Here is a 19,704-nt window from a genome sequence, read left to right on the forward strand (position 1 = left end):
TTACACAATGAACAATTTAGAATATATAAAAGAACGGTTTAGTCAACTTCCTACTGTAAACGAGCAGAATGGTTTGGGCGTTATTCGTCAAAAAGCATTTGATGCGTTAAATAAAATGGGTATTCCTACCACCCGTCATGAAGAATGGAAGTATACCCGTATTGGCAGTTTCTTCAATAAAGAATATAAATACCATACTGCCGGTACGTTTAGCGAGGCCGACCTGGCGCCTGTACGTTTGCCAGCCTATGAGCAGGCGAATGAGTTATTCTATATAAACGGACACTATTCTCCCGAATTGTCTGTGATCCGTTCAAAAGGTCTCACTGTACAGTCATTACAGGAAGCCTCAAAGAACGAATACAAGGATATTGTTTCAAAACACCTGGGTCACAGCAGCAATTATTTAAAAGATGGCATCATTGCCCTGAGCACTGCTTTTGTACAGGATGGCGTATTCGTACACATCAAAAAAGGCCAGATCATTGAACATCCCATATACATTTATAATATCACTGATGCTCGTCAGGCCAATGTACTGGCACAACCCCGTACGCTGGTTTATGTTGGCGAGAATGCACAGGTGAAGTTTGTTGAGACATTCAACACCCTGGGTAACCAGGAAAGCTTTACCAACCGCGTGATCGAGATCGTGGTGGAAAAAGACGCCATTACGGAATATTATAAATTACAAACTGATGCCTCGCATGCCAGCCAGGTAGCGACTACCCATATTCAACAAATAGGTAAATGCGTTACGCATACTGTTACGGTTTCCCTGAATGAAGGATTGGTCCGTAACAACCTGAACATTGTGCTTGACGAGGAATATTGCGAAGCGCATTTATACGGTATCTATTTACAACATGGACAAAGCCACATTGATAACCATACGGTGGTTGACCATGCCAAACCACATTGCGAAAGCAATGAGCTGTACAAAGGCATGTTAGATGATCAAAGTACCGGTGTATTCAATGGTAAGATCTTTGTAAGACAGGATGCACAAAAGACCAATGCCTACCAAAGCAATAAAAATGTATTACTGTCTGAAGGAGCAAGTGTAAACACCAAACCGCAGCTGGAGATATTTGCAGATGATGTAAAATGTTCGCACGGTTGTACCATTGGTCGTTTGGATGAGGAAAGTTTGTTCTACCTGCGTTCAAGAGGTATTACAGAAGCCACTGCCAAGTCATTGTTATTACATGGGTTTGCAGTTGACATTTTGGAGCAGATCAAACTGGCACCCATTCGCGAGTATGTTGATAAACTGATTTCAGAACGTTTGGAATTTGATTTAGCATGATAGAAAGCAACACCATTAAAAAGGGACTGGATGTACAGGCCATACGGCAACAGTTCCCGGCGCTGGACCGGCAGGTGAAAGGACATCCATTAGTATATTTTGATAATGCCGCTACGACTCAGAAGCCGCAAGTGGTGATTGATGCACTGGTTGATTATTACAGCAACTATAATGCAAACGTGCATCGGGGTATACATACGCTGGCTGAAGAAGCAACCGCTGCTTTTGAAGCCAGTCGCAATGCCGCCCAACAATTTATTAATGCTGCTTCAAGGGAAGAGATCATTTTTACCCGGGGTACTACCGAAGGTATCAACCTGGTAGCTTATACCTGGGGACGTCAAAATATAAAAGCAGGGGACGAGATCATAATCACAGAAATGGAGCACCACTCCAATATTGTTCCCTGGCAAATGCTGTGTGAAGAAAAAGGCGCCGTGCTGAAAATGATTCCCCAACAAAACGGGGAGTTATTGCTGGATGAATATAAAAAGCTGCTGAGTTCAAAAACAAAACTGGTATCCGTAGTGCATGTATCCAACGCATTAGGGACCGTGAACCCGGTAGAAGAGATCATCAGGCTGGCGCATCAGGCGGGCGCATTGGTTATGATAGATGGCGCCCAGTCAACCGTTCACCTTGATATAGATGTGCAGGCCATGGATTGCGATTTCTTCGCATTCTCCTCTCATAAAGTATATGGCCCAACTGGTATAGGTGTGTTATATGGTAAAAAGCATTTGCTGGAAGCCATGCCGCCGTTTCAGGGTGGGGGTGAAATGATCAAGGAAGTTACGTTGCAAAAAACCACGTATGCCGACCTGCCTTACAAATTTGAAGCCGGTACACCTAATATTGGCGATGCGGCTGTATTAAAGGCAGCGCTTGAGTTTGTGAATAAGATCGGTAAGGAAAAGATCCGTAACCATGAGAATGAATTACTGGCATATGCTACCGAACAACTGGTGCAATTGCCAGGGTTAAGGATCATTGGTACGGCTGCCAATAAAGTGAGTGTGGCTTCCTTTGTGATCGATAAAGTGCATCCACAGGATGTTGGCATTTTGCTCGATAACCGTGGTATTGCTGTAAGGACCGGTCACCATTGCGCACAACCTTTGATGCATTGCTATGGTATACCAGGCACCATCAGGGCATCCTTTGCCATGTACAATACCAAAGAAGAAGTGGATAAGCTGATAGAAGGATTGCATAAGGCTTTAAAAATGTTGTTATAAAAATGAGCGAGCATAAGACCATACAGCAGACAGAAGATGAAATAGTAGAAGAGTTTTCGCTGTTCGATTCCTGGGAAGATAAGTATGAGTACATTATCGACATGGGGAAGAAGCTACCCTTACTGGAAGACAAACACAAGCTCGATGAAAACAAGGTGCGTGGCTGTCAAAGTACAGTGTGGCTGGTGAGTGAATATAAAGATGGCGTAATATACTTCAAGGCCGATAGTGATGCGGTGATTGTGAAAGGATTGATCAGTATGTTGATCAGGGTGCTGAGTGGCCATACGCCTGATGAGATCATTGAGACTAACCTGGGATTTATTCAAAAAATTGGCATGACAACCCATTTGGCGCAAACCCGGGCAAACGGGCTGCTGTCGATGGTTAAGCAGATGAAGAATTTTGCACTGGCCTATAAAATAAAAAACTCGACGACGCATGGAGAACGAAGCGCTGAAACAAAAAGTAACTGAGGTATTGCAAACCATTTTTGATCCTGAAATACCGGTAAGTATTTGGGAACTGGGTTTGATTTACGAAATAAATGTGTTACCTATTAACAACATTCAGATAGTGATGACATTAACGGCGCCCGGTTGCCCGGCTGCCCAGTCGTTACCCGTGGAAGTTGATCAGAAGGTACGCGAAATAGAAGGTGTGAACGATGTACATGTGGCTGTAACCTGGACTCCGGCCTGGGACAAAAGCATGATGTCGGAAGCAGCACAATTACAACTAGGATTTCTTTAATCGGCAATCGGTCCGCCAGCTAGCGGATGAGACGGCAAAGAAAAACCCGAAAGGATAATCTGACAAATAGTGAGACTGATTGAATAAAGCGATTTTTTCACGTTTCACGACAAAAAAGATTACATGAAAATAACTGCACAGGAAGAATACGGCTTGCGTATATTGATCCGCCTTGCGGCATGCAAGGACCCGAATGGAATGAGTATTCCGCAGTTGAGTGAAGCGGAAGGGATCACTGGCACTTATGTGGCCAAGCTTACCCGTATTCTGCGGATGAAAGGGTTTATAAAAAGTAAGCCGGGTAATAAAGGCGGCTATGAGCTGGCAAGGTCTGCAAAGGAAATTGTGATCAATGATGCGTTAAAAGCCCTGGGTGGACCAATGTTCAACAATAACTTTTGTGGTTCACATTCCGGTACCATGAAGTTATGTACCAATTCGGTGGATTGTTCGGCCCGTTCGTTGTGGCAAATGATTCAGTATACCCTTGACCAATTACTGGATAAAGTAACGCTTCACGACCTGGTGAACTCTGAAAAGGAATCGACTAAAATATTATATCAGATGCTTAAACCAGATCCGGCAATAATGAAAAGCATCATGAGCATGGTACAGCCGGAACAAGATTAACCTATATACAACTTATTAAAAACCCCGACGAGCATAAGCTGTCGGGGTTTTTTATTGTAACTAATCCTTCTTTCCGTTTCCTCCACCGCCTTCTCCGCCTTTGCCCTTTTCCTCATTTTCCTTTTTCTCTTTGGCTTCTTTTTCTTCCTGGTCTTTCTTTTCTTTCTCTGCGCGCTCCTTATCTTCTTTCTCCTTTTGCTCTTTGGCTACACGGTCTTTTTCTTCCTGATCTTTCTTTTCTTTCTCTGCGCGCTCCTTATCTTCTTTATCCTTCTGCTCTTTGGCTACACGGTCTTTTTCTTCCTGGTCTTTCTTTTCCTTGTCAGCGCGGTCCTTGTCTTCTTTCTCCTTTTGCTCTTTAGCTAAGCGGTCTTTTTCTTCCTGGTCTTTCTTTTCTTTCTCTGCGCGCTCCTTATCTTCTTTCTCCTTTTGCTCTTTAGCTACGCGGTCTTTTTCTTCCTGGTCTTTCTTTTCCTTGTCAGCGCGGTCCTTGTCTTCTTTCTCTTTCTGCTCTTTAGCTAGCCGGTCTTTTTCTTCCTGGTCTTTCTTTTCCTTGTCAGCTCGGTCTTTATCTTCTTTCTCTTTCTGCTCTTTAGCTATGCGATCTTTTTCTTCCTGGTCTTTCTTTTCCTTGTCAGCGCGGTCCTTGTCTTCTTTATCTTTCTGCTCTTTAGCTATGCGGTCTTTTTCATCTTTGTCTTTCTTTTCCTTTTCAGCGCGGTCTTTGTCTTCTTTCTCTTTCTGCTCTTTAGCTATCCGGTCTTTTTCTTCCTGGTCTTTCTTTTCCTTGTCAGCGCGATCTTTGTCTTCTTTATCTTTCTGCTCTTTAGCTATGCGGTCTTTTTCATCTTTGTCTTTCTTTTCCTTGTCAGCGCGGTCTTTGTCTTCTTTATCTTTCTGCTCTTTGGCTATGCGGTCTTTTTCTTCCTTGTCTTTCTTTTCTTTGTCAGCGCGGTCCTTGTCTTCTTTCTCTTTCTGCTCTTTAGCTATGCGGTCTTTTTCATCTTTGTCTTTCTTTTCTTTGTCAGCGCGGTCTTTGTCTTCTTTCTCTTTCTGCTCTTTAGCTATGCGGTCTTTTTCATCTTTGTCTTTCTTTTCCTTGTCGGCGCGGTCCTTGTCTTCTTTATCTTTCTGCTCTTTAGCTATGCGGTCTTTTTCATCTTTGTCTTTCTTTTCCTTGTCAGCGCGGTCCTTGTCTTCTTTATCTTTCTGTTCTTTAGCTATGCGGTCTTTTTCATCTTTGTCTTTCTTTTCCTTGTCGGCGCGGTCCTTGTCTTCTTTATCTTTTTGTTCTTTAGCTATCCGGTCTTTTTCCTCCTTGTCCTTCTTTTCTTTCTCGAGTCTTTCTTTCTCGATGCGTTCTTTTTCGGCCGCCTGGTTATTTTGTCCAAAGTGACCCTGGTTAAAGCCAATATGTTTTATTTTATCCTGGCGTTCTTTTTCTTCCCGCTCTTTCTGTTCTTTTTCAATGCGTTCTTTCTCTAAACGTTCTTTCTCTAAACGCTCTTTCTCTAAACGTTCTTTTTCTAAACGTTCTTTTTCTTTCTGGACATTGGAAGGATAATTATTAGGGTATCCTGGTCTGTGTGGTACGTGCGTATTGGCTTGTTGCTGGGTATTATTTCCAGTGGTTATATTGGTTGTTGAATTATTGTTAGTAGTAGTGTTATTATAGGTAGTATTATTGGTTGTATTGTTTCTTGTATGATTATAGGTGTTTTGTGGGTTGTTTACTACTACCGGTTGTTGCTGCGGTTGTTCTTTAATGATAACCACTTTTTCTACGACACGCGGCGGTTCTTTAACAACAATGATCTTGGTTTGAGGTGGCGGCGGTTCACTGGTATAAACAATGGTGTGGGTTGGCCGGCATGCGACTAGTAAAATTACTATACCGGAGTAAGTGCATACTGATACGAGTTGCTGATAGTTCATTGGGTGCTTTTTTAAAGGGTAAACGCCAACTGTATATCAAAAAATTATGGGTTTACAGATGGTCCTATTAATAATAACGTTTATAATGTATTTTTGGTATATGTGGGGGGTAACTGGTTGAAAGGGGATAGAGGGGAGGAGGTAAGAGGTAGGAAGTTAACTCGTTAGCACGTTGACAGGTTGACAAGTAAGTTGATCAGTTAAACCAGTTGACCAGTTGATCAGAAAGGCAGAGCCTGCCCCGCCTTGCGGGGTAGATAGGGTTGATAAAGGATGTAAGAGGTAGGAAGTTGATACGTTGACAGGTTGATAGAGTTGATGGGGTGATAAGGTTGATAAGGGGGAGGAAGTAATAAATTGATGGGTTGATGCGCAGAGAATTAGTGCGTCGAGCTGTAGGCGAGAAATCGAAAGAATGCTCGAGCCGAAGGCGACCAGGTGAGTAGTTTCGCTATTATTTTTTATCTCCGCCAATTCGCGAGTGCCGTCGCTTGCGGTCGGCATCCCGACACGCGAAGCGTTGTCGGGACCCACTCACAACTGACAACTCACAACTGCCAATTCACGTCTCACCATTCACTTTCTCATTTTAACAGACTCCCCGGGGTAACGCCAAACCGCTTCTTAAACGCCCGTTGAAAGTGTTGCGGATGGGTATAGCCGAGTTCGTAGGCAATGGTACTCATATTCTTCTCGCCCTCATAAATGAGCCGTTTGGCTTCATTAAGCCGGTGTTCATTTACAAAAGCTATCACGCTGTTTTGAAATAATTGCCGGAATCCTTTCTTCAATTTAAACTCATTGATCCCACAGAGCCTGGACAGTTCCCCTAAGGAAGGAGGATCGTCGCAACGAGCCATAAGAATATCCCGGGCATGATAGATCTTTTCTTTATCTGAAGCATGCAGCTTAACAGGCCTGGCAACAGGTGATGAAGGTTTCAATAACACTTCACATTGCAGGCTAAGCAGCGTGAGTATCTGCGATTCAATAAAAAGTGATCTTAAACCGGGTGAGTCTGGACATTGCCAGATCGTATCGAAAATATATCGCATGGGCGCGGTCAACTGTTGGGCGGGCGCCTGCATTACAAAGGAGCTGCCACTGGCAATATTATCAGCTGTTGCAGCCAGTTCAGGAATATAACCCAACAGCAGATTGATCATCTTTTCTGGTTGTATATGGATCCCAAACATGCGATAAGAGCCGCTGCCGATCAATTCGTTCTTTTCAAACGAATAAGGGTTGAACAGTATATTGTGATAGTCTTTTGCATACAAACAACGGTCCAGCACACCTTCATGGGTTTGATACATGTTACCCTGCAGCATAAAATTCATTTCTACAAAGGGCAGGGCATTAAAATGCTGCCAGGGCGCCGTTATGGTGGTAGTATAATTAACGCTATCGACGATGCCAATGCCACCAGCAGCGGTTATTTTCACCGTACCGGTACGGTCTGGAAAAGGCAGGGCGTATTCTCTTACCACCCCATCTGCCAGTTGAAAGAACGGGTTGAAGTCTTCCTTACGTTTGAACTCATTATCCTCTTTCATAACCTTGATTGACGATTATAACCGGAATATATTTTCTGCCTCACTGTATGTGTTTACGGTCTGCAGCATACAGCTGCATTTATGGTACAAATTACTCCTGAATATGCCATCCATCCTTTAGAGAACCCAGGAGTTTTGTATAAAATTAAAAGTATGCAGAATAAATCAATTCCTGTACTCATAGTGGGCGGTGGATTAACAGGGTTAACGGCCGCCTTGTTCTTATTAAAACATGGCGTTAGATCATTGCTGATAGAACGGCGCGCTACTACTTCCATCCATCCACGTGCACGCGGGTTCGATGTAAGAACGATGGAGTTGTTCAGAGAATTGCAGCTGCACCAGGCAATTGTAGAAGCGGGCAAAGCCCTGGCGCCGGCCTGGGGATTGTACCAGGGGGAATCGTTGGTGCAAATAGTAAAGGATATTGATCCTGCTAAAATGAAAGTGAACCATCCTATAAACTTTCCGGGACTGGAAAAACTGGCGGCCATGAGCCCGGTCGCCGGCGCCCGTTGTACCCAGGACCTTTCTGAACCCATTTTGTTACAGGCTGCCCAGGAGCGGGGTGCTGATATCCGGTTCAACACCAAACTGCTTTTGTTTACCCAATCAGAGGGTGACATTATCGCTCAGGTACAGGACACCGTAACAGGCCAGGAAGAAATAATTACCTGTCAGTATATGATTGCGGCAGATGGAGCTGGCAGCCCCATACGCAAGACATTGCAGGCTGCTACCAGCGGCCATGGGTCGTACGGACATTTATTGAATATTTACTTTGACGCCGACCTCGGGGCTGTGGTAAAGGGCCGTGAGTTCAGTATCTGCCGTATTGAACAACCGGACATTCATGGCATTCTTACTTCTATTAATAACAGCGATAAATGGGTGTTTCATTTGTATTACGATCCGGCAAAAGGGGAGCGGCCGGAAGATTATACGTCAGCACGGCTGGAAAAGCTGATACAGCAAATGCTGGGAATGCCGCAAATAAAGGTGCGTATTATCAGTGTGTTGCCGTGGCAACCTACAGTTAGCGTGGTGAACGAGATGCAGCATGGGCGAATATTGCTGGCCGGTGATGCGGCGCATCAAATGACGCCTTATGGCGGAAAAGGCGCTGCCACCGGGGTACAGGACGTACAAAACCTGGCCTGGAAACTGGCGATGGTATTACAAAAGCAGGCAGGGGCGGAGCTGTTACAAACCTATTCAAACGAACGGCAGCCAGTAGGCATGCAGGTGGCAGAAATGTCGGGCTTGCTGGCAGACGATAAAGGTTTGTTGGACATTCCTCGATTTATGAAGTTGGTTTCTTCCTCACCCAATGAATACAATCTCGACAAAATGGTAACCATGGTAGGATTGCCAGACTTCCGGTATGCTTCTTCTGCTATTATTAACAATGAGCAGGAGGAAGTCCCCGCTTTACTGAGCGGACAACCGGGAACACGAATACCGCATGTATGGTTACAAAAGGGACCACAACCTGTTTCTACCCTCGACCTCGCCACGAAGCACCTAACGCTTATTTCAGACGAAGCCGGTTTAACCTGGGAGTTGGCTGCTAAGGAGGTTGCAGAACAGCTCCAAATCCCATTACGGGTCCATATTATTCACCAGGAGGACCCTGCTTATGGTCCTTGGAAAGAGATTTCGCGCATGCAGGCGGGAGAGGTAATGCTTGTTCGTCCCGATGGATTTGTGGCCTGGCGGCAAACACTGTCAACGGCCAATGCGGCAGCGTTATTAAAGGAAGCCTTGAAGAAGCTCCTGGCTATTAATGAATCAAATTAACGGACACAAGCGGACGCTTACGCCAGTAACTGGGATTTGTAAGGTGGGTCACTCTTTCAGAGGGGCTCACCTTTGTTGGTATCAAGGTGAGCCATCCGCCAACTGCCATCTGCGTCTGCCGTCTGCTCTCGGCTGAGCCGAGACCGTTTGCCGTCTGCTCTCGGCTGAGCCGAGACCGTCTGCCTTTATTATCTCTTTAATGTTACTTTATGCGAGATGTAGCTGGTGGCGTTAGGCGATGAAGCAATATGCGGGTCCCACAGCACCATGGAGTTGTCTGTTAAATACAGGATCCTGTATTGGAGATTCTGTACGTTCACTTTTAGATTTTGCTCACTGTAGGTGTATTGTGCCGTATCCAGCGCATTATTGATAGAAGAATATAATTTACCATCTTTTCGGAAGTCCATATAGTCCTCCTTTATTCCCTCATATTTGCTCGGAACAGACGGCGAGTTTAAAACAAACGAGGTGTCGTTGAACTGAACAACGGTCCAGCGATTCATCAATCTTTCTGTAACGCCTTTTTCATCCTTTTTTCTGCAGGCTCCCATTAACAGGGAAAGCAACGCCATATAGGCGATAGTGGCTAACGGACGCTTCCCGTTAACACAAGTTGGTACGTTGTGTATCATGAAATAACCAAGGTTTTGTTTAATGAACAGCAGGTATGCTATTACAGCATTACCTGGTACTTTCTTATTGTTTTGGGGAAGGAAGCCATTAACCAATGGTTTTTCATGAATGCAGGCTGCATAAATATAAGAAAAAAAGCCGGGTTGTAATGCAATACCCTATAAAGGGTATACCCGTACGTACAAAATGAAAACTGGTATAATTGTTAAATGTATTGGTGGATAGCGTTAGATAACCGAACTTAGGTAAGATCAAACGTATTTTTAAAAGAAATCCGCCTATGCCAAAGGCTTCCGGCGGATTAAACACGATTGCTATGCGTAAATCAAGAATGAAAAAAATCAAAACCTCAGGGTTTAAAAAGAAACGAGTGATAGTACCACGTGCCAAGAAACGGAAGAAGAACTGGTGTGTAGACAAAGAAAAGTATGAAGGATTTATACCCCGCCATGTTATAGAAAGACATGAAGGACGAAGGAAAAGGAGGATAGCAAGGGCGGCCGGTAAGCCTTCGCCATTACGGGTGGTTAAATGATAATTGTGTTTTGTTTTTTATAAATCAAGAGCTATTCTGTAATGGGGTAGCTCTTTCTGTTTGAAGTTTCCAGGTTCAGGTTGTCTGCTTGTTGCATGATCTTTAAGTAGTTACAGGCATTGGTCATCAAGATCCGGGAAGCATCCATGCTCACAGAAAGGGGCTGTTTTCTTTTGCCTGGTGCTGGCCAGCTTAGACCGGTAAGCATATCGAAAAAAAATATATTAAAATCTCTTAGGACAAACTAACCTGCCATGCGTTTCTATAACGATTACCGTAATATTGTTTTTCGGTTAAGAAGTGTTGACATTGTTGAATGTGCTGGAAGTGAATGATAGAAGTGAAGGAAATATTTAATCCTCAAAGGGCAGCATTACTACTGGTACAAAATGTCTTATTTGCTCGTATAATTATATGCGATGCAGATAAAATATATACATGATATAGATTAAAACACGGTGCTGTCGGAAATGATTGCGTAGAAGTATTTGGATAACGCTTTATGTAATGATGACGGCAGCACTGTTTTTTTAAGGATAACAATTTTTATAAGAACAGGCGCCTGATGCATCAAAGGATCTTAAGAATCCATAAAAGCAAATCCTGGTTATGGTGCCCTGAACGCTAAATCATTCTATTGTAAGCAAGACAGTACGCTCCAGGTGCAAATCAGTTTCTGTAATTGCTTACTGCAGGGTGCCTCAATTAGACAAAAAAGGCAGCACAGCAAGCCACTGTTAAAAACCTTCTATAATAGATCAAGAAAGGCCGTTGGTTATTGATTAATTCTCCTGATGAAAATTCCGTATTTGTGTGTTGCTCTACTTAACTCCGATATCAATTATCTGTATGCAATTTACGGTCGTATATTTTCGCTGTTTGCATTTTTTTTATACAAAATCCCACGTTTGTTTCTTCTGTTTGCACTGGATAAATAAATGGAGATCTACAAGTGAGCATATAGGTGATGGCAGTTTATAAAATGCCATCAATGACAAGATCGCTGTAGCGGCTGGCGCAGCTTGTATAGGTAACATTAAGATAAGGTTTCAATGGTTAATGATATGCCTACTCTGTTACAGGTTTTCGGCCCGCCCTGGTATACAAATTTAATTCAACAGGTTGCTTTTTCTGCGTTTTCCAGTCGCTTAATTTAGGCACGTGAATTCCCCTGGAGTAATAGCGGAACATGCTGATTACGCCATTGACCGGGCGTAATGCCATGCACCTCTTTAAACGCCCGTACAAATGAGCTTTGCGAACTGTAACCACATTTCTCAGTGATCTCCTGCATGGTCAGTTCGTCTTTTTGCAATAATAAGGCGGCTGCTTCTAATCGTTTTCTGATCTCATATTCTTTGATGCGGGCGCCGAACAATTGGCGGAAGCCCTGATGGAGCAAATTGATGCCGATCTGTGAATGGGTTTTTAGAACGAGCTCCTCAATAGTTTTAATTTCCAGCGGATGTTGATCAATGTAGTCTTTAACGGAATGTATGGCCTCCAGGAATGTTCTCCTCAAGCGTTTCTGGCTCATAAGATAATTTTAAGATAAAGGTTTATGTTGTTGCATATTGAACGCTATGCATGGATCATTGCGCTATACCCAAAAATACCAATAATGCTATGTTTAAATAGACGGACAGAAATGGAAGTGAGGAGTTGCTAGTGGCCAAATGTAGTTTTTTTTATCCTAACGGTAAAGGTCAGATCTTTAATAAAATATTAAAAGTACAGCAGCAATCCATGGATATGCTTCACCGGTATACTATTTTTTCATTTTCAATAAAGTAATTATAAGCATTTGACTTTATAGCTTCAATAATGAGATTGTCACCTGGTGAGGATTTTAGTATACAAGTACAATTGTAAGCTTTTTATTTTCACAGTCAGCTTTCTTTACAGTCTGCCGGGTGCTCCGTTTGCGGGTGGTGTTTTCCTGCTGCTGAAAGGTATTTAGAATGGCCTGGGTGAGCTTGTTCTTCTGGTAAACAGAAATGCGCTTCCCTTTTGGGAAATGTACAGTTACGGTAATCGTATTCATAAAAGGTGTTTTTTGAGATTTAATAAAGCAGGATAAGTCTAAATGATCGTGGTCAAATAATAGTCTGAAAATGGAATTTATTATAATATTTATATAATTTAGTGGAATAGGATAAAGTTAATGAATTGAATTCCACTCGGTGCACATTTGAACTCTTTATTGTAAACTATTATCATTTTTTGATTTGAATCAATGGATAACCACATTGGACAAAGGCTAAAGGCATTCAGGGAGAAATCAAAGATCAAAATGCCTGCGATAGCAGCTCAAACTGGTATTGCCAAGGAAACCCTGTATAAATGGGAAAAGGGCACCAAGCCCAGTGATATCAATGATTATTTCAGATTGAAGTCCTACCTCAATAAAATGGAGGGGCAGGTGGATGAGGAACTGCTGGAACAGGATTATCAAATGCCAACCACTTTGCGGCTTCCTTTAAGCCCAAACCGGTTACCCGTTCCTCAAACTGATGGTAAATTCGCCTCCGGCACCATCTTCTTCTTTAATAATGAGCCCGAGCTTATCGTAGACCGGTTGAACGCCCCGTTCCTGGGGCCTCTTGAAGGCGCTATAGAAGTAAATGGCGAAAGCATGGCGCCCACCTTCTCCAGCGGATGTCGGGTCGTAATTTTTCGCCTCAACAATTACCGCATTCTTGACTGGGGAGCGCATTACTATATAATCGATAAAAACTGGCAGGGTAGTGTTCGAAGAGTATACGAAGGCCAAACAGAAAACAGTTTACGACTGGTATCAGATAATCCCAATCAGGATAAATTCCCACCTATACAACGCCAATGGGACCACATTGAAGCCATCTTCCGTGTAATTGCGGGAATATGGAAATTATAAAATATATAACAATTTAATAAGATTGGGCTTCTTTATTGGCACATTTCCATTCTTTTTGCCAATAGCTTAAATTTTTTTCTGTCCTTTTTAGTACAGCAGGATTGCTTGATTGTTTTTAAAGTTGAGGAAAGGAAATCCTTTTCGAGGTCACTTATGCTTCATTGCTCTGGTACGGTGTAACCGTTGTGCATTACCTCTTAAGTGTAATTTTTCGTTTATATAAGAAGAACAGGCCCGGATACATGGGCCTGTTTATTCTTTTAATGCTGAAAGTGGAATAAATTATAAAACAAGCTTAATAGGCCTTGTTTTGGATTAGATTGAAGGCCGGTTCTGTGATGTTTTCTATTTGTTCGCTGCCTCCAGTATTTCTTCGTCAGGTAGCCCGGTTACCTCTCTAATAACCTGTAATGCAGCTGCTTTGGTTAGGTTGTCGCTGTTCTTTTGAATGTACCTGGCAATGGTGAATTCGGTACAGCCAAGCACATCCATTAGCCTGCGACGGGTACCTGGAGTATTAATAGCCTTTAATGCTTTTTGGCTGAGTTTCATTATTTCTTAATTTGGTACAGTAATTTTGCTATATAAAGGTAATGGAAAATATTACATTTTAGATGATTTGAAAGTGTAATTTCTTACTTCTTCTCACTTAATTGACTGATATCAATGCAAATTGGCGATAGGTTAAAAGACGTCCGAAAAAAGAAGAATATAAAAATGCCTGCGATTGCGAAAGCAACCGGCATTTCAAAGGAAAACCTGTATAAATGGGAGAAGGGTACCAAGCCCAGTGACTTTTCCTTGTATAATAAACTGGTTGAGTATCTCGATAAAATAGAAAACTCTCCTGATTATGTATACGAGGAGCCCCAATCGAATAATACTAAACAACCTAAACTGCTAACGCCTGCGTTATTCACCGGTATTCATCTTTCCCACGATGAAGAAGCGGTTCCTTTAGCAGATGGCAATGCCGTTCCCGGTACTATTATATTAAACGATAAACCTATGCTGGTTGGCTGGCGTATTGATGCGCCTGTTATAGGGAATGTTGATTGTGTGATACCCGTCACCGGTGATAGCATGGAACCCAAGTTTAAAAGCGGTAGCTGGATTGCTTTGAAAAAACTTCGTTTCACAAAGATTTTGAATGCTGGATATTATTATTACATCATTGATGTAAACCTGCAAGGCCTTTTAAGACGCGTACAACCAGCCGCAGAAAATAACAGCATTATACTGATGGCCGAGAATGGACAATATCCGGAGATCATCAGGAAGATAGATGATGTGCTGGCTATTTTCAGTGTGGAAGCTGTTATAATAAAGTAATTACAACCTGTAATAATAAAAAAGCTCTCCCACTATTCGCCCCCTTATAAGGGCGGGTGGGAGAGCCAACCTTCGCAAAAACCATTATTTTTTAATTCTTCAATGGCGGACTTGTGCTTCCTGGTGTATTGAAATCAATTTCATTTTGTGGCACATCCCAATAGTCCATGTAATTATATTCCATAAAACACGGTGTGGGAACAGAGCCTGCTTGCTGTGGAGTTAACAGATTTCCCGGAACAATAACAATGGCGCCTGAACGGCCACCACCTTGCGAGGCGGGTTTGGTAACACCCCAGCGGCGGGCGTCATAAAACGCAGTTCCCCACAGAAAAAGCGCTACTCTTCTTTCTTTTCTGAATTCTTCCAGCGCCTGGGTGGCATTTAAACCGGTACCAGACACATGTGGTAAGCCGGAATTTTGAAAATCACGTACAGCATCTACCAACAGCAAGCCCGCGTTGGGGCTACCGGTACGCAGTAATGCTTCTGCCTTCATCAGTTGAGTTTCTTCATAGCTGCAGGCCCAGGGAATTGTTCCACTACTGGTTCCTGTTGCATACAAGCCACCATCCTCAATAAATATGGGATTGTATCGGGTACCAAATTGTAATCCCCGGCCTCTTTCATTTACTTTTGGTGGTGAAAAAAGCTTGAACCCAATTGCTAACCGGTTATCACCTGGTTTAAAGTCCTGGATCAGTCGTTCACTTACAAAGGAGAACTGCACCACTTCACCCAGATATAGATAAGGATGGAATTGGCCGAGGGAAACATCGTTGGAGCCACTGGGGTCCATGCCATACCTGAAGATATTATCATTGGCCTGAATACCCTGATTGGCAAGGGTGGTTACCTGTTGCCAGTCGGTAGTGGTCATTTCTGTAATTTTCTTATTGACCATTAAATTGCGCGCCTTTAATGAATAGATCTGCCGCTTCCACATGTCGGGCGTTACTATGTTTTCATTCTCGTTAAAAGAGGCTATGATCGCCTCCATAATGGCATTATAGTCGTCGGTGACTTGAATGGCATCTAAGGTAGTTAAGCAATCGTTCAGCGCTTTATCGGCTTCGCTCAAAATAACCGTATGATCTACAAAAGTACCATTTGTTTTGCCTGCTGTATCTACAATAACACCGGCCAGGTACATAGAGCCGATACGGGAATAGGCATATGCTTTCCACCACAATCCCCAGGCTTTGAAAATGTTTTTCTTATTGTCGGCATCACCGCTAAGTTTCAGTAACGGGTCGTTCAAAGACGCCAGCAGGAAGTTGGCCTGGGAAATAATGTAGTAACAACTCGACCACTCATATTGAAAAGCGTTAAGTTCACCCGACCCTCTTGAATCAAACCCCTGTAGTTGTGTTTTTTGATCAACTGTATTGGGGTTGGTTATTACTGTGCCGCTGGGCAGGGTGATCTTATACACCTGGTTCACCCAACGAAATCCATAATTGCCATAGGGGACATAGGCTTCATCGCCCATAATGCTGTGGTTGGTGAGGGCAATGTGAAAAATATTGGTCTTGCCTTCTCCGGGTACATCTGCGATCATTTTCTGCAAGATCCCCAATGAAAAATTCTGTAACCCCGCCTGCGTTGTCAATGCTTGTTGGGGTAAAGGCTGATTGGGGTTGTTCAATTCCAGGGAAGATTTTTTACAAGCCCCCGATACGAAAGCAATTGTTATTATATATATGAGGTATCGTTTCATAATTAGTAGTTTGTTGTTAGAATTGAAGATTGAGGCCAAACTGAAATGAACGCAGGTTGGGGACAGAGAAATAATCGGCCCCAATATTTGAACCTGCTCCTACAGAGCGGTTCCCCTGGCTATCCTGTGCCGATGTGGCCTCGGGGTCCAATCCTGAATAATCGGTAATGGTTAACAGGTTTCTGCCCGAGACAGTAACTGCTATCCCTTTAACCCAGGAAGCTTTGTCCTTAATTAGATCGCCCAATTGATAGATCAATGTAAGGTCTCTCATCCGCCAATATGATCCATCTTCAACAAACCATCCCGTCCGTTGAACACTATTGTACATGCTATTATAGAAATTTACAAAGGAGCCTGTTTCTCCGTTTATGGTGAGCGACTTGTCAAAATCCTTGTGTAGCCTGTCGCGATACATCCATTGCTTGGTAAGGTTATAAATGTCATTGCCATGCGACCAGTCCCACTGCATAGAAACTGATAACTTTTGCCACAGCATAACATTATTGGTAAATGACATGGTGAATTTAGGATAGGCATTACCAGTTATGTACTGATCATTGGCATCGGTAAGAACGGACCGCTTGGTGGTCTTGTTTACGACAACACCATTGGCAACTTCGTATTGTGAGGCATTGGCTTCAGGTATATACCTTGATTTGTCTGACTGCCGGGTTTGGTCAATACTGGTTAAAGGATTGGAGGTATAAAAATTACCCAGCGATTCCCCTTCTTTTACTATGAACAACCCATTTACAAAGTCGCGGCCATTGGCTACCCGGTCAACTTTTGTTTTAAAGGTACCAAAGCGAACGGCCATTGTCCAGTCAACTTTTTTACTGCTGTACATATTGGCATCCAGACTTATATCGGCGCCTTTAACGGTCAGATCAATCAGATTTTCCACGGTCTGTTGGAAACCTGATGAAGCAGGTTGGTCAACATATTGAATATTGTTATTGTTGTTCTTTTTCCAGTAAGTGGCCGACAAACTGATCCTATTGAACCAGTCCTTGGTGCCTGGCAAGATGGTTACATCGGTACCTAATTCCATCTCTTTTACTTCCTGTACCTGCAGTTTGGGGTTTCCTGGAATATTCGGCAGGTATAAACCAACGCCACTGCCTAGTTGCTGAGAACTAAGGGTTGTTTGACGCGAATAATAATTGCCATCAAATTCATTGGGTGGGATACCGGCTGCACCATAGGCTGCACGTACTTTCCAATCGTTCAGTACATTTATTTTCAGCAATTCTGATGGTCTGAAGTAAGCCGTTGCACGGCCAAAAGTGAATGGGCTCTTTTGATCACCAAATTGTGAGTTATAATCACTGCGTAAACCACCTGTTGCCCCAAACAGGTTTCCGAAATCGATGGTTTGATTTACCAGGTAACCAAATGTGATGTACTCAAGGCTGCCATCGCCACTGGTTTTTACGCCTGCGGCCGAAATATTGGCGGGAGGGTATTGTGGCAGGTTAACACCCTGGGAAAAGAAAGAATTGTATTCCAGTTTACGCCAGTCGTAAGAAAACTGGGTAGTAGTGGTGATGGGAAGGTCTATCTTGAAATCCTTGTTGAAATCCAATCTTACATAAATAGTAGATAAGGCGTTTTGATAAGTTGATTTCGCATGGTCGTCCCGAACGGAACCAAGTGCTGTATTACCCCAGAAACCAAGGTCCACCTGTGGAGATGCTTCCTGGTTTTTGTAGAGGTCCTGAAATTCTGAATTCCATAATTCAATTCCGTATTTAAAGTCCAGTTCAACAAAGCGGGGGAATTTATAATTCAGGTTACTGTTGTTGATAACGCGGTTGTCCTTACTGTATCGGGAGTGCCAGTCGGGTTCTGACAAAACATTTAACTGGTTTTCATCTCTTGGCCGTACCACCACCAGATCGCTACCCGGGTATTTGGCTGTAAAGTCTATCCAGGGATAGGAGTTGATCATTTCAAATCGATTGTTGTTCGTCCCTTTAAACAGATCATCTACATTAAATAACATTCGCGACGTAACATTATAAGTACCCGACAACAGATTTTCATCCTGTAGAATAAGCTGTGTATTATTGCGGGCTGTAAATCCTTTGAATAATTCAAACCCCAGATTGGCCGAAAGATTGGTGCGGCGAAGGTGGTTATTCAAGACATTCTCCTGGTCAATATGCGAAAGGGTGAATGAATAATCTGTTTTATTACCGCCTCCGGAAATTCCTAATGAATTGATGGTTGAGGTGGCTGTTTGGTAAGCCTGTTCAAGGTGGTCGTACAACGGTAAGTTAGCAGGATAGGTTTTGTTGTTCTTTAAACTAAAATCGGTATTGAAATCTTCTTCTGCAGGTTCGGGCCACATGCCATTTGAGTCGGGTTTTAAAACATCTCCATTGCGGTCAAGGATATTGCCATTGGCATCCTGCTGAAAGTGATGGAGTTTTGCACTCAGGGTTTTGTCTTCACCAAGTATAACATTATCAATACTTACTTTTGATGCAAGGGTAATGGATAAAGGTTTGTTTTTACTGCCTTTCTTGGTAAAGATCTGTATAACGCCATTAGCGCCCTGTGCGCCATACAGCATACCGGCTGAAGGTCCCTTGGCCACTTCAACTTTTTCAACATTGCTTACATCCAGTCCGTTGATGTCTGTTACCTGAACCCCATCAACCAATATAATGGGATTAGTAGAACCCAGGGAATTAATACCACGAAGAATGATATTGGGTTTTTGACCGGGTTCACCTGAAAGGCTTTGAATATTAGCGCCGGCCACCTTGCCAATCAGAGCCTGGTCAATTGATAATATAGCTGATTTTGCCATATCCTTATTGCCCACGCTTGCTACATCTATGGAAAGCTTTTTCTTTTCTGTAGCAACCCCGGTACCAGTCACTACTATTTCGCTGAGGGATTTTATTTCAGCTGACAATTGTATATCAAAAACGGTGCGGTTTCGAACGCTCATTTCAGTTGATTCATAACCAATGCCTGAAAAGACCAACGTGGCATTTTCAGGAACACTCAGTTTAAACGAACCATCGGCGCCCGTAGTAGTACCTGATGACGTTCCTTTAATGGTGACAGAAATGCTTGGTAGCGGTGTGCCCGACGGATCAGTAATTTTACCGCTTACTGATTTCGTTTGTCCGTATGCTGTAGCAAGCATACTGGTCATAAGAAGAAGTGCTAAGAGTTTTCTCATGATTAGTATTATGTTTGGTTAAACAATAAGGTATCCCTGGTAATGAAATGTGCTGTAAATAGCTATTCCATTACCTAAATCAGGGTCTCTTTTTCGGGTATGAATGTGCAGGGCAGGATCGCAGTTGAAGTGCGAAATAAGTTGAGCCTGGATACTTCGTCA

General features: G+C 43.0%; 18 protein-coding genes. 9 read left to right on the forward strand and 9 right to left on the reverse strand.

Translation table 11 applies throughout. The features are described from left to right. The first annotated feature begins 7 nt into the window (after positions 1–7). The 5 genes from sufD (at position 8) to J7I42_RS11995 (ending at position 3,930) form a co-directional block, all read left to right on the forward strand. Positions 8–1,309 carry a Fe-S cluster assembly protein SufD gene (sufD, locus tag J7I42_RS11975; protein WP_209139018.1) on the forward strand — a complete coding sequence of 434 codons (1,302 nt, stop codon included), beginning with the start codon at positions 8–10 and terminating at the stop codon, positions 1,307–1,309. Next, positions 1,306–2,547: a cysteine desulfurase gene (locus tag J7I42_RS11980; RefSeq protein WP_236065416.1), complete on the forward strand. Its 1,242-nt coding sequence runs from the start codon at positions 1,306–1,308 to the stop codon at positions 2,545–2,547. The genes sufD and J7I42_RS11980 overlap by 4 nt, the downstream gene beginning before the upstream one ends. 2 nt (positions 2,548–2,549) lie before the next feature. After that, a complete protein-coding gene (locus J7I42_RS11985) occupies positions 2,550–3,023 on the forward strand; it encodes a SufE family protein (protein WP_209139019.1) in 474 nt (157 codons plus the stop codon). Then, the gene (locus J7I42_RS11990) at positions 2,989–3,300 is read left to right on the forward strand and encodes an iron-sulfur cluster assembly protein (protein ID WP_209139020.1); all 312 of its coding nucleotides are present in this window, start codon (positions 2,989–2,991) and stop codon (positions 3,298–3,300) included. Before J7I42_RS11985 ends, J7I42_RS11990 begins: the two co-directional genes overlap by 35 nt. Positions 3,301–3,423: 123 nt before the next feature. Continuing rightward, the gene (locus tag J7I42_RS11995) at positions 3,424–3,930 is read left to right on the forward strand and encodes an RrF2 family transcriptional regulator (RefSeq protein WP_209139021.1); all 507 of its coding nucleotides are present in this window, start codon (positions 3,424–3,426) and stop codon (positions 3,928–3,930) included. Positions 3,931–3,990: 60 nt separating this feature from the next. Here the strand turns inward: J7I42_RS11995 and J7I42_RS12000 are convergent, their stop codons facing one another. Next, complete coding sequence (locus J7I42_RS12000) at positions 3,991–5,865, reverse strand: hypothetical protein (protein ID WP_209139022.1); 1,875 nt, start codon at positions 5,863–5,865, stop codon at positions 3,991–3,993. Positions 5,866–6,449: 584 nt separating this feature from the next. After that, complete coding sequence (locus J7I42_RS12005) at positions 6,450–7,421, reverse strand: helix-turn-helix transcriptional regulator (RefSeq protein WP_209139023.1); 972 nt, start codon at positions 7,419–7,421, stop codon at positions 6,450–6,452. 153 nt (positions 7,422–7,574) lie between these two features. Between J7I42_RS12005 and J7I42_RS12010 the strand changes: the two genes are divergently transcribed. Beyond that, positions 7,575–9,221, forward strand: coding sequence for an FAD-dependent monooxygenase (locus J7I42_RS12010; protein WP_209139024.1), 1,647 nt, complete (start codon positions 7,575–7,577; stop codon positions 9,219–9,221). Between the two features lie 188 nt (positions 9,222–9,409). On the opposite strand, the gene J7I42_RS12015 is transcribed toward J7I42_RS12010, so the two are convergent. Next, complete coding sequence (locus J7I42_RS12015) at positions 9,410–9,856, reverse strand: hypothetical protein (protein WP_209139025.1); 447 nt, start codon at positions 9,854–9,856, stop codon at positions 9,410–9,412. Between the two features lie 332 nt (positions 9,857–10,188). Here J7I42_RS12015 and J7I42_RS12020 point away from each other — a divergent pair, with 332 nt between their 5' ends. Next, complete coding sequence (locus tag J7I42_RS12020; protein ID WP_209139026.1) at positions 10,189–10,392, forward strand: hypothetical protein; 204 nt, start codon at positions 10,189–10,191, stop codon at positions 10,390–10,392. 31 nt (positions 10,393–10,423) lie between these two features. Here J7I42_RS12020 and J7I42_RS12025 read toward each other — a convergent pair whose 3' ends face one another. The 3 genes from J7I42_RS12025 to J7I42_RS12035 form a co-directional block, all read right to left on the reverse strand. Then, positions 10,424–10,600 carry a hypothetical protein gene (locus tag J7I42_RS12025; protein WP_209139027.1) on the reverse strand — a complete coding sequence of 59 codons (177 nt, stop codon included), beginning with the start codon at positions 10,598–10,600 and terminating at the stop codon, positions 10,424–10,426. Positions 10,601–11,545: 945 nt separating this feature from the next. Next, positions 11,546–11,929 carry a helix-turn-helix transcriptional regulator gene (locus tag J7I42_RS12030; protein WP_209139028.1) on the reverse strand — a complete coding sequence of 128 codons (384 nt, stop codon included), beginning with the start codon at positions 11,927–11,929 and terminating at the stop codon, positions 11,546–11,548. Between the two features lie 312 nt (positions 11,930–12,241). After that, complete coding sequence (locus J7I42_RS12035) at positions 12,242–12,436, reverse strand: hypothetical protein (protein ID WP_209139029.1); 195 nt, start codon at positions 12,434–12,436, stop codon at positions 12,242–12,244. A 192-nt stretch (positions 12,437–12,628) separates the two neighbouring features. Between J7I42_RS12035 and J7I42_RS12040 the strand changes: the two genes are divergently transcribed. After that, positions 12,629–13,288 (forward strand): LexA family transcriptional regulator, encoded by a 660-nt coding sequence (locus J7I42_RS12040; protein WP_209139030.1) that lies wholly within the window; start codon positions 12,629–12,631, stop codon positions 13,286–13,288. A gap of 345 nt (positions 13,289–13,633) precedes the next feature. On the opposite strand, the gene J7I42_RS12045 is transcribed toward J7I42_RS12040, so the two are convergent. Beyond that, on the reverse strand, positions 13,634–13,840 hold the full coding sequence (locus J7I42_RS12045) for a hypothetical protein (protein WP_209139031.1): 207 nt from the start codon (positions 13,838–13,840) through the stop codon (positions 13,634–13,636). Positions 13,841–13,954: 114 nt separating this feature from the next. Between J7I42_RS12045 and J7I42_RS12050 the strand changes: the two genes are divergently transcribed. Continuing rightward, a complete protein-coding gene (locus tag J7I42_RS12050; RefSeq protein ID WP_209139032.1) occupies positions 13,955–14,620 on the forward strand; it encodes an XRE family transcriptional regulator in 666 nt (221 codons plus the stop codon). A 91-nt stretch (positions 14,621–14,711) separates the two neighbouring features. Here the strand turns inward: J7I42_RS12050 and J7I42_RS12055 are convergent, their stop codons facing one another. Together J7I42_RS12055 and J7I42_RS12060 are read right to left on the reverse strand one after the other, a co-directional pair. Continuing rightward, positions 14,712–16,340 carry a RagB/SusD family nutrient uptake outer membrane protein gene (locus J7I42_RS12055; protein WP_209139033.1) on the reverse strand — a complete coding sequence of 543 codons (1,629 nt, stop codon included), beginning with the start codon at positions 16,338–16,340 and terminating at the stop codon, positions 14,712–14,714. Between the two features lie 16 nt (positions 16,341–16,356). Beyond that, on the reverse strand, positions 16,357–19,542 hold the full coding sequence (locus J7I42_RS12060) for a SusC/RagA family TonB-linked outer membrane protein (protein WP_209139034.1): 3,186 nt from the start codon (positions 19,540–19,542) through the stop codon (positions 16,357–16,359). Between the last annotated feature and the right edge of the window lie 162 nt (positions 19,543–19,704).

Source organism: Niastella soli (assembly GCF_017742245.1).
Lineage (GTDB): Bacteria > Bacteroidota > Bacteroidia > Chitinophagales > Chitinophagaceae > Niastella > Niastella soli.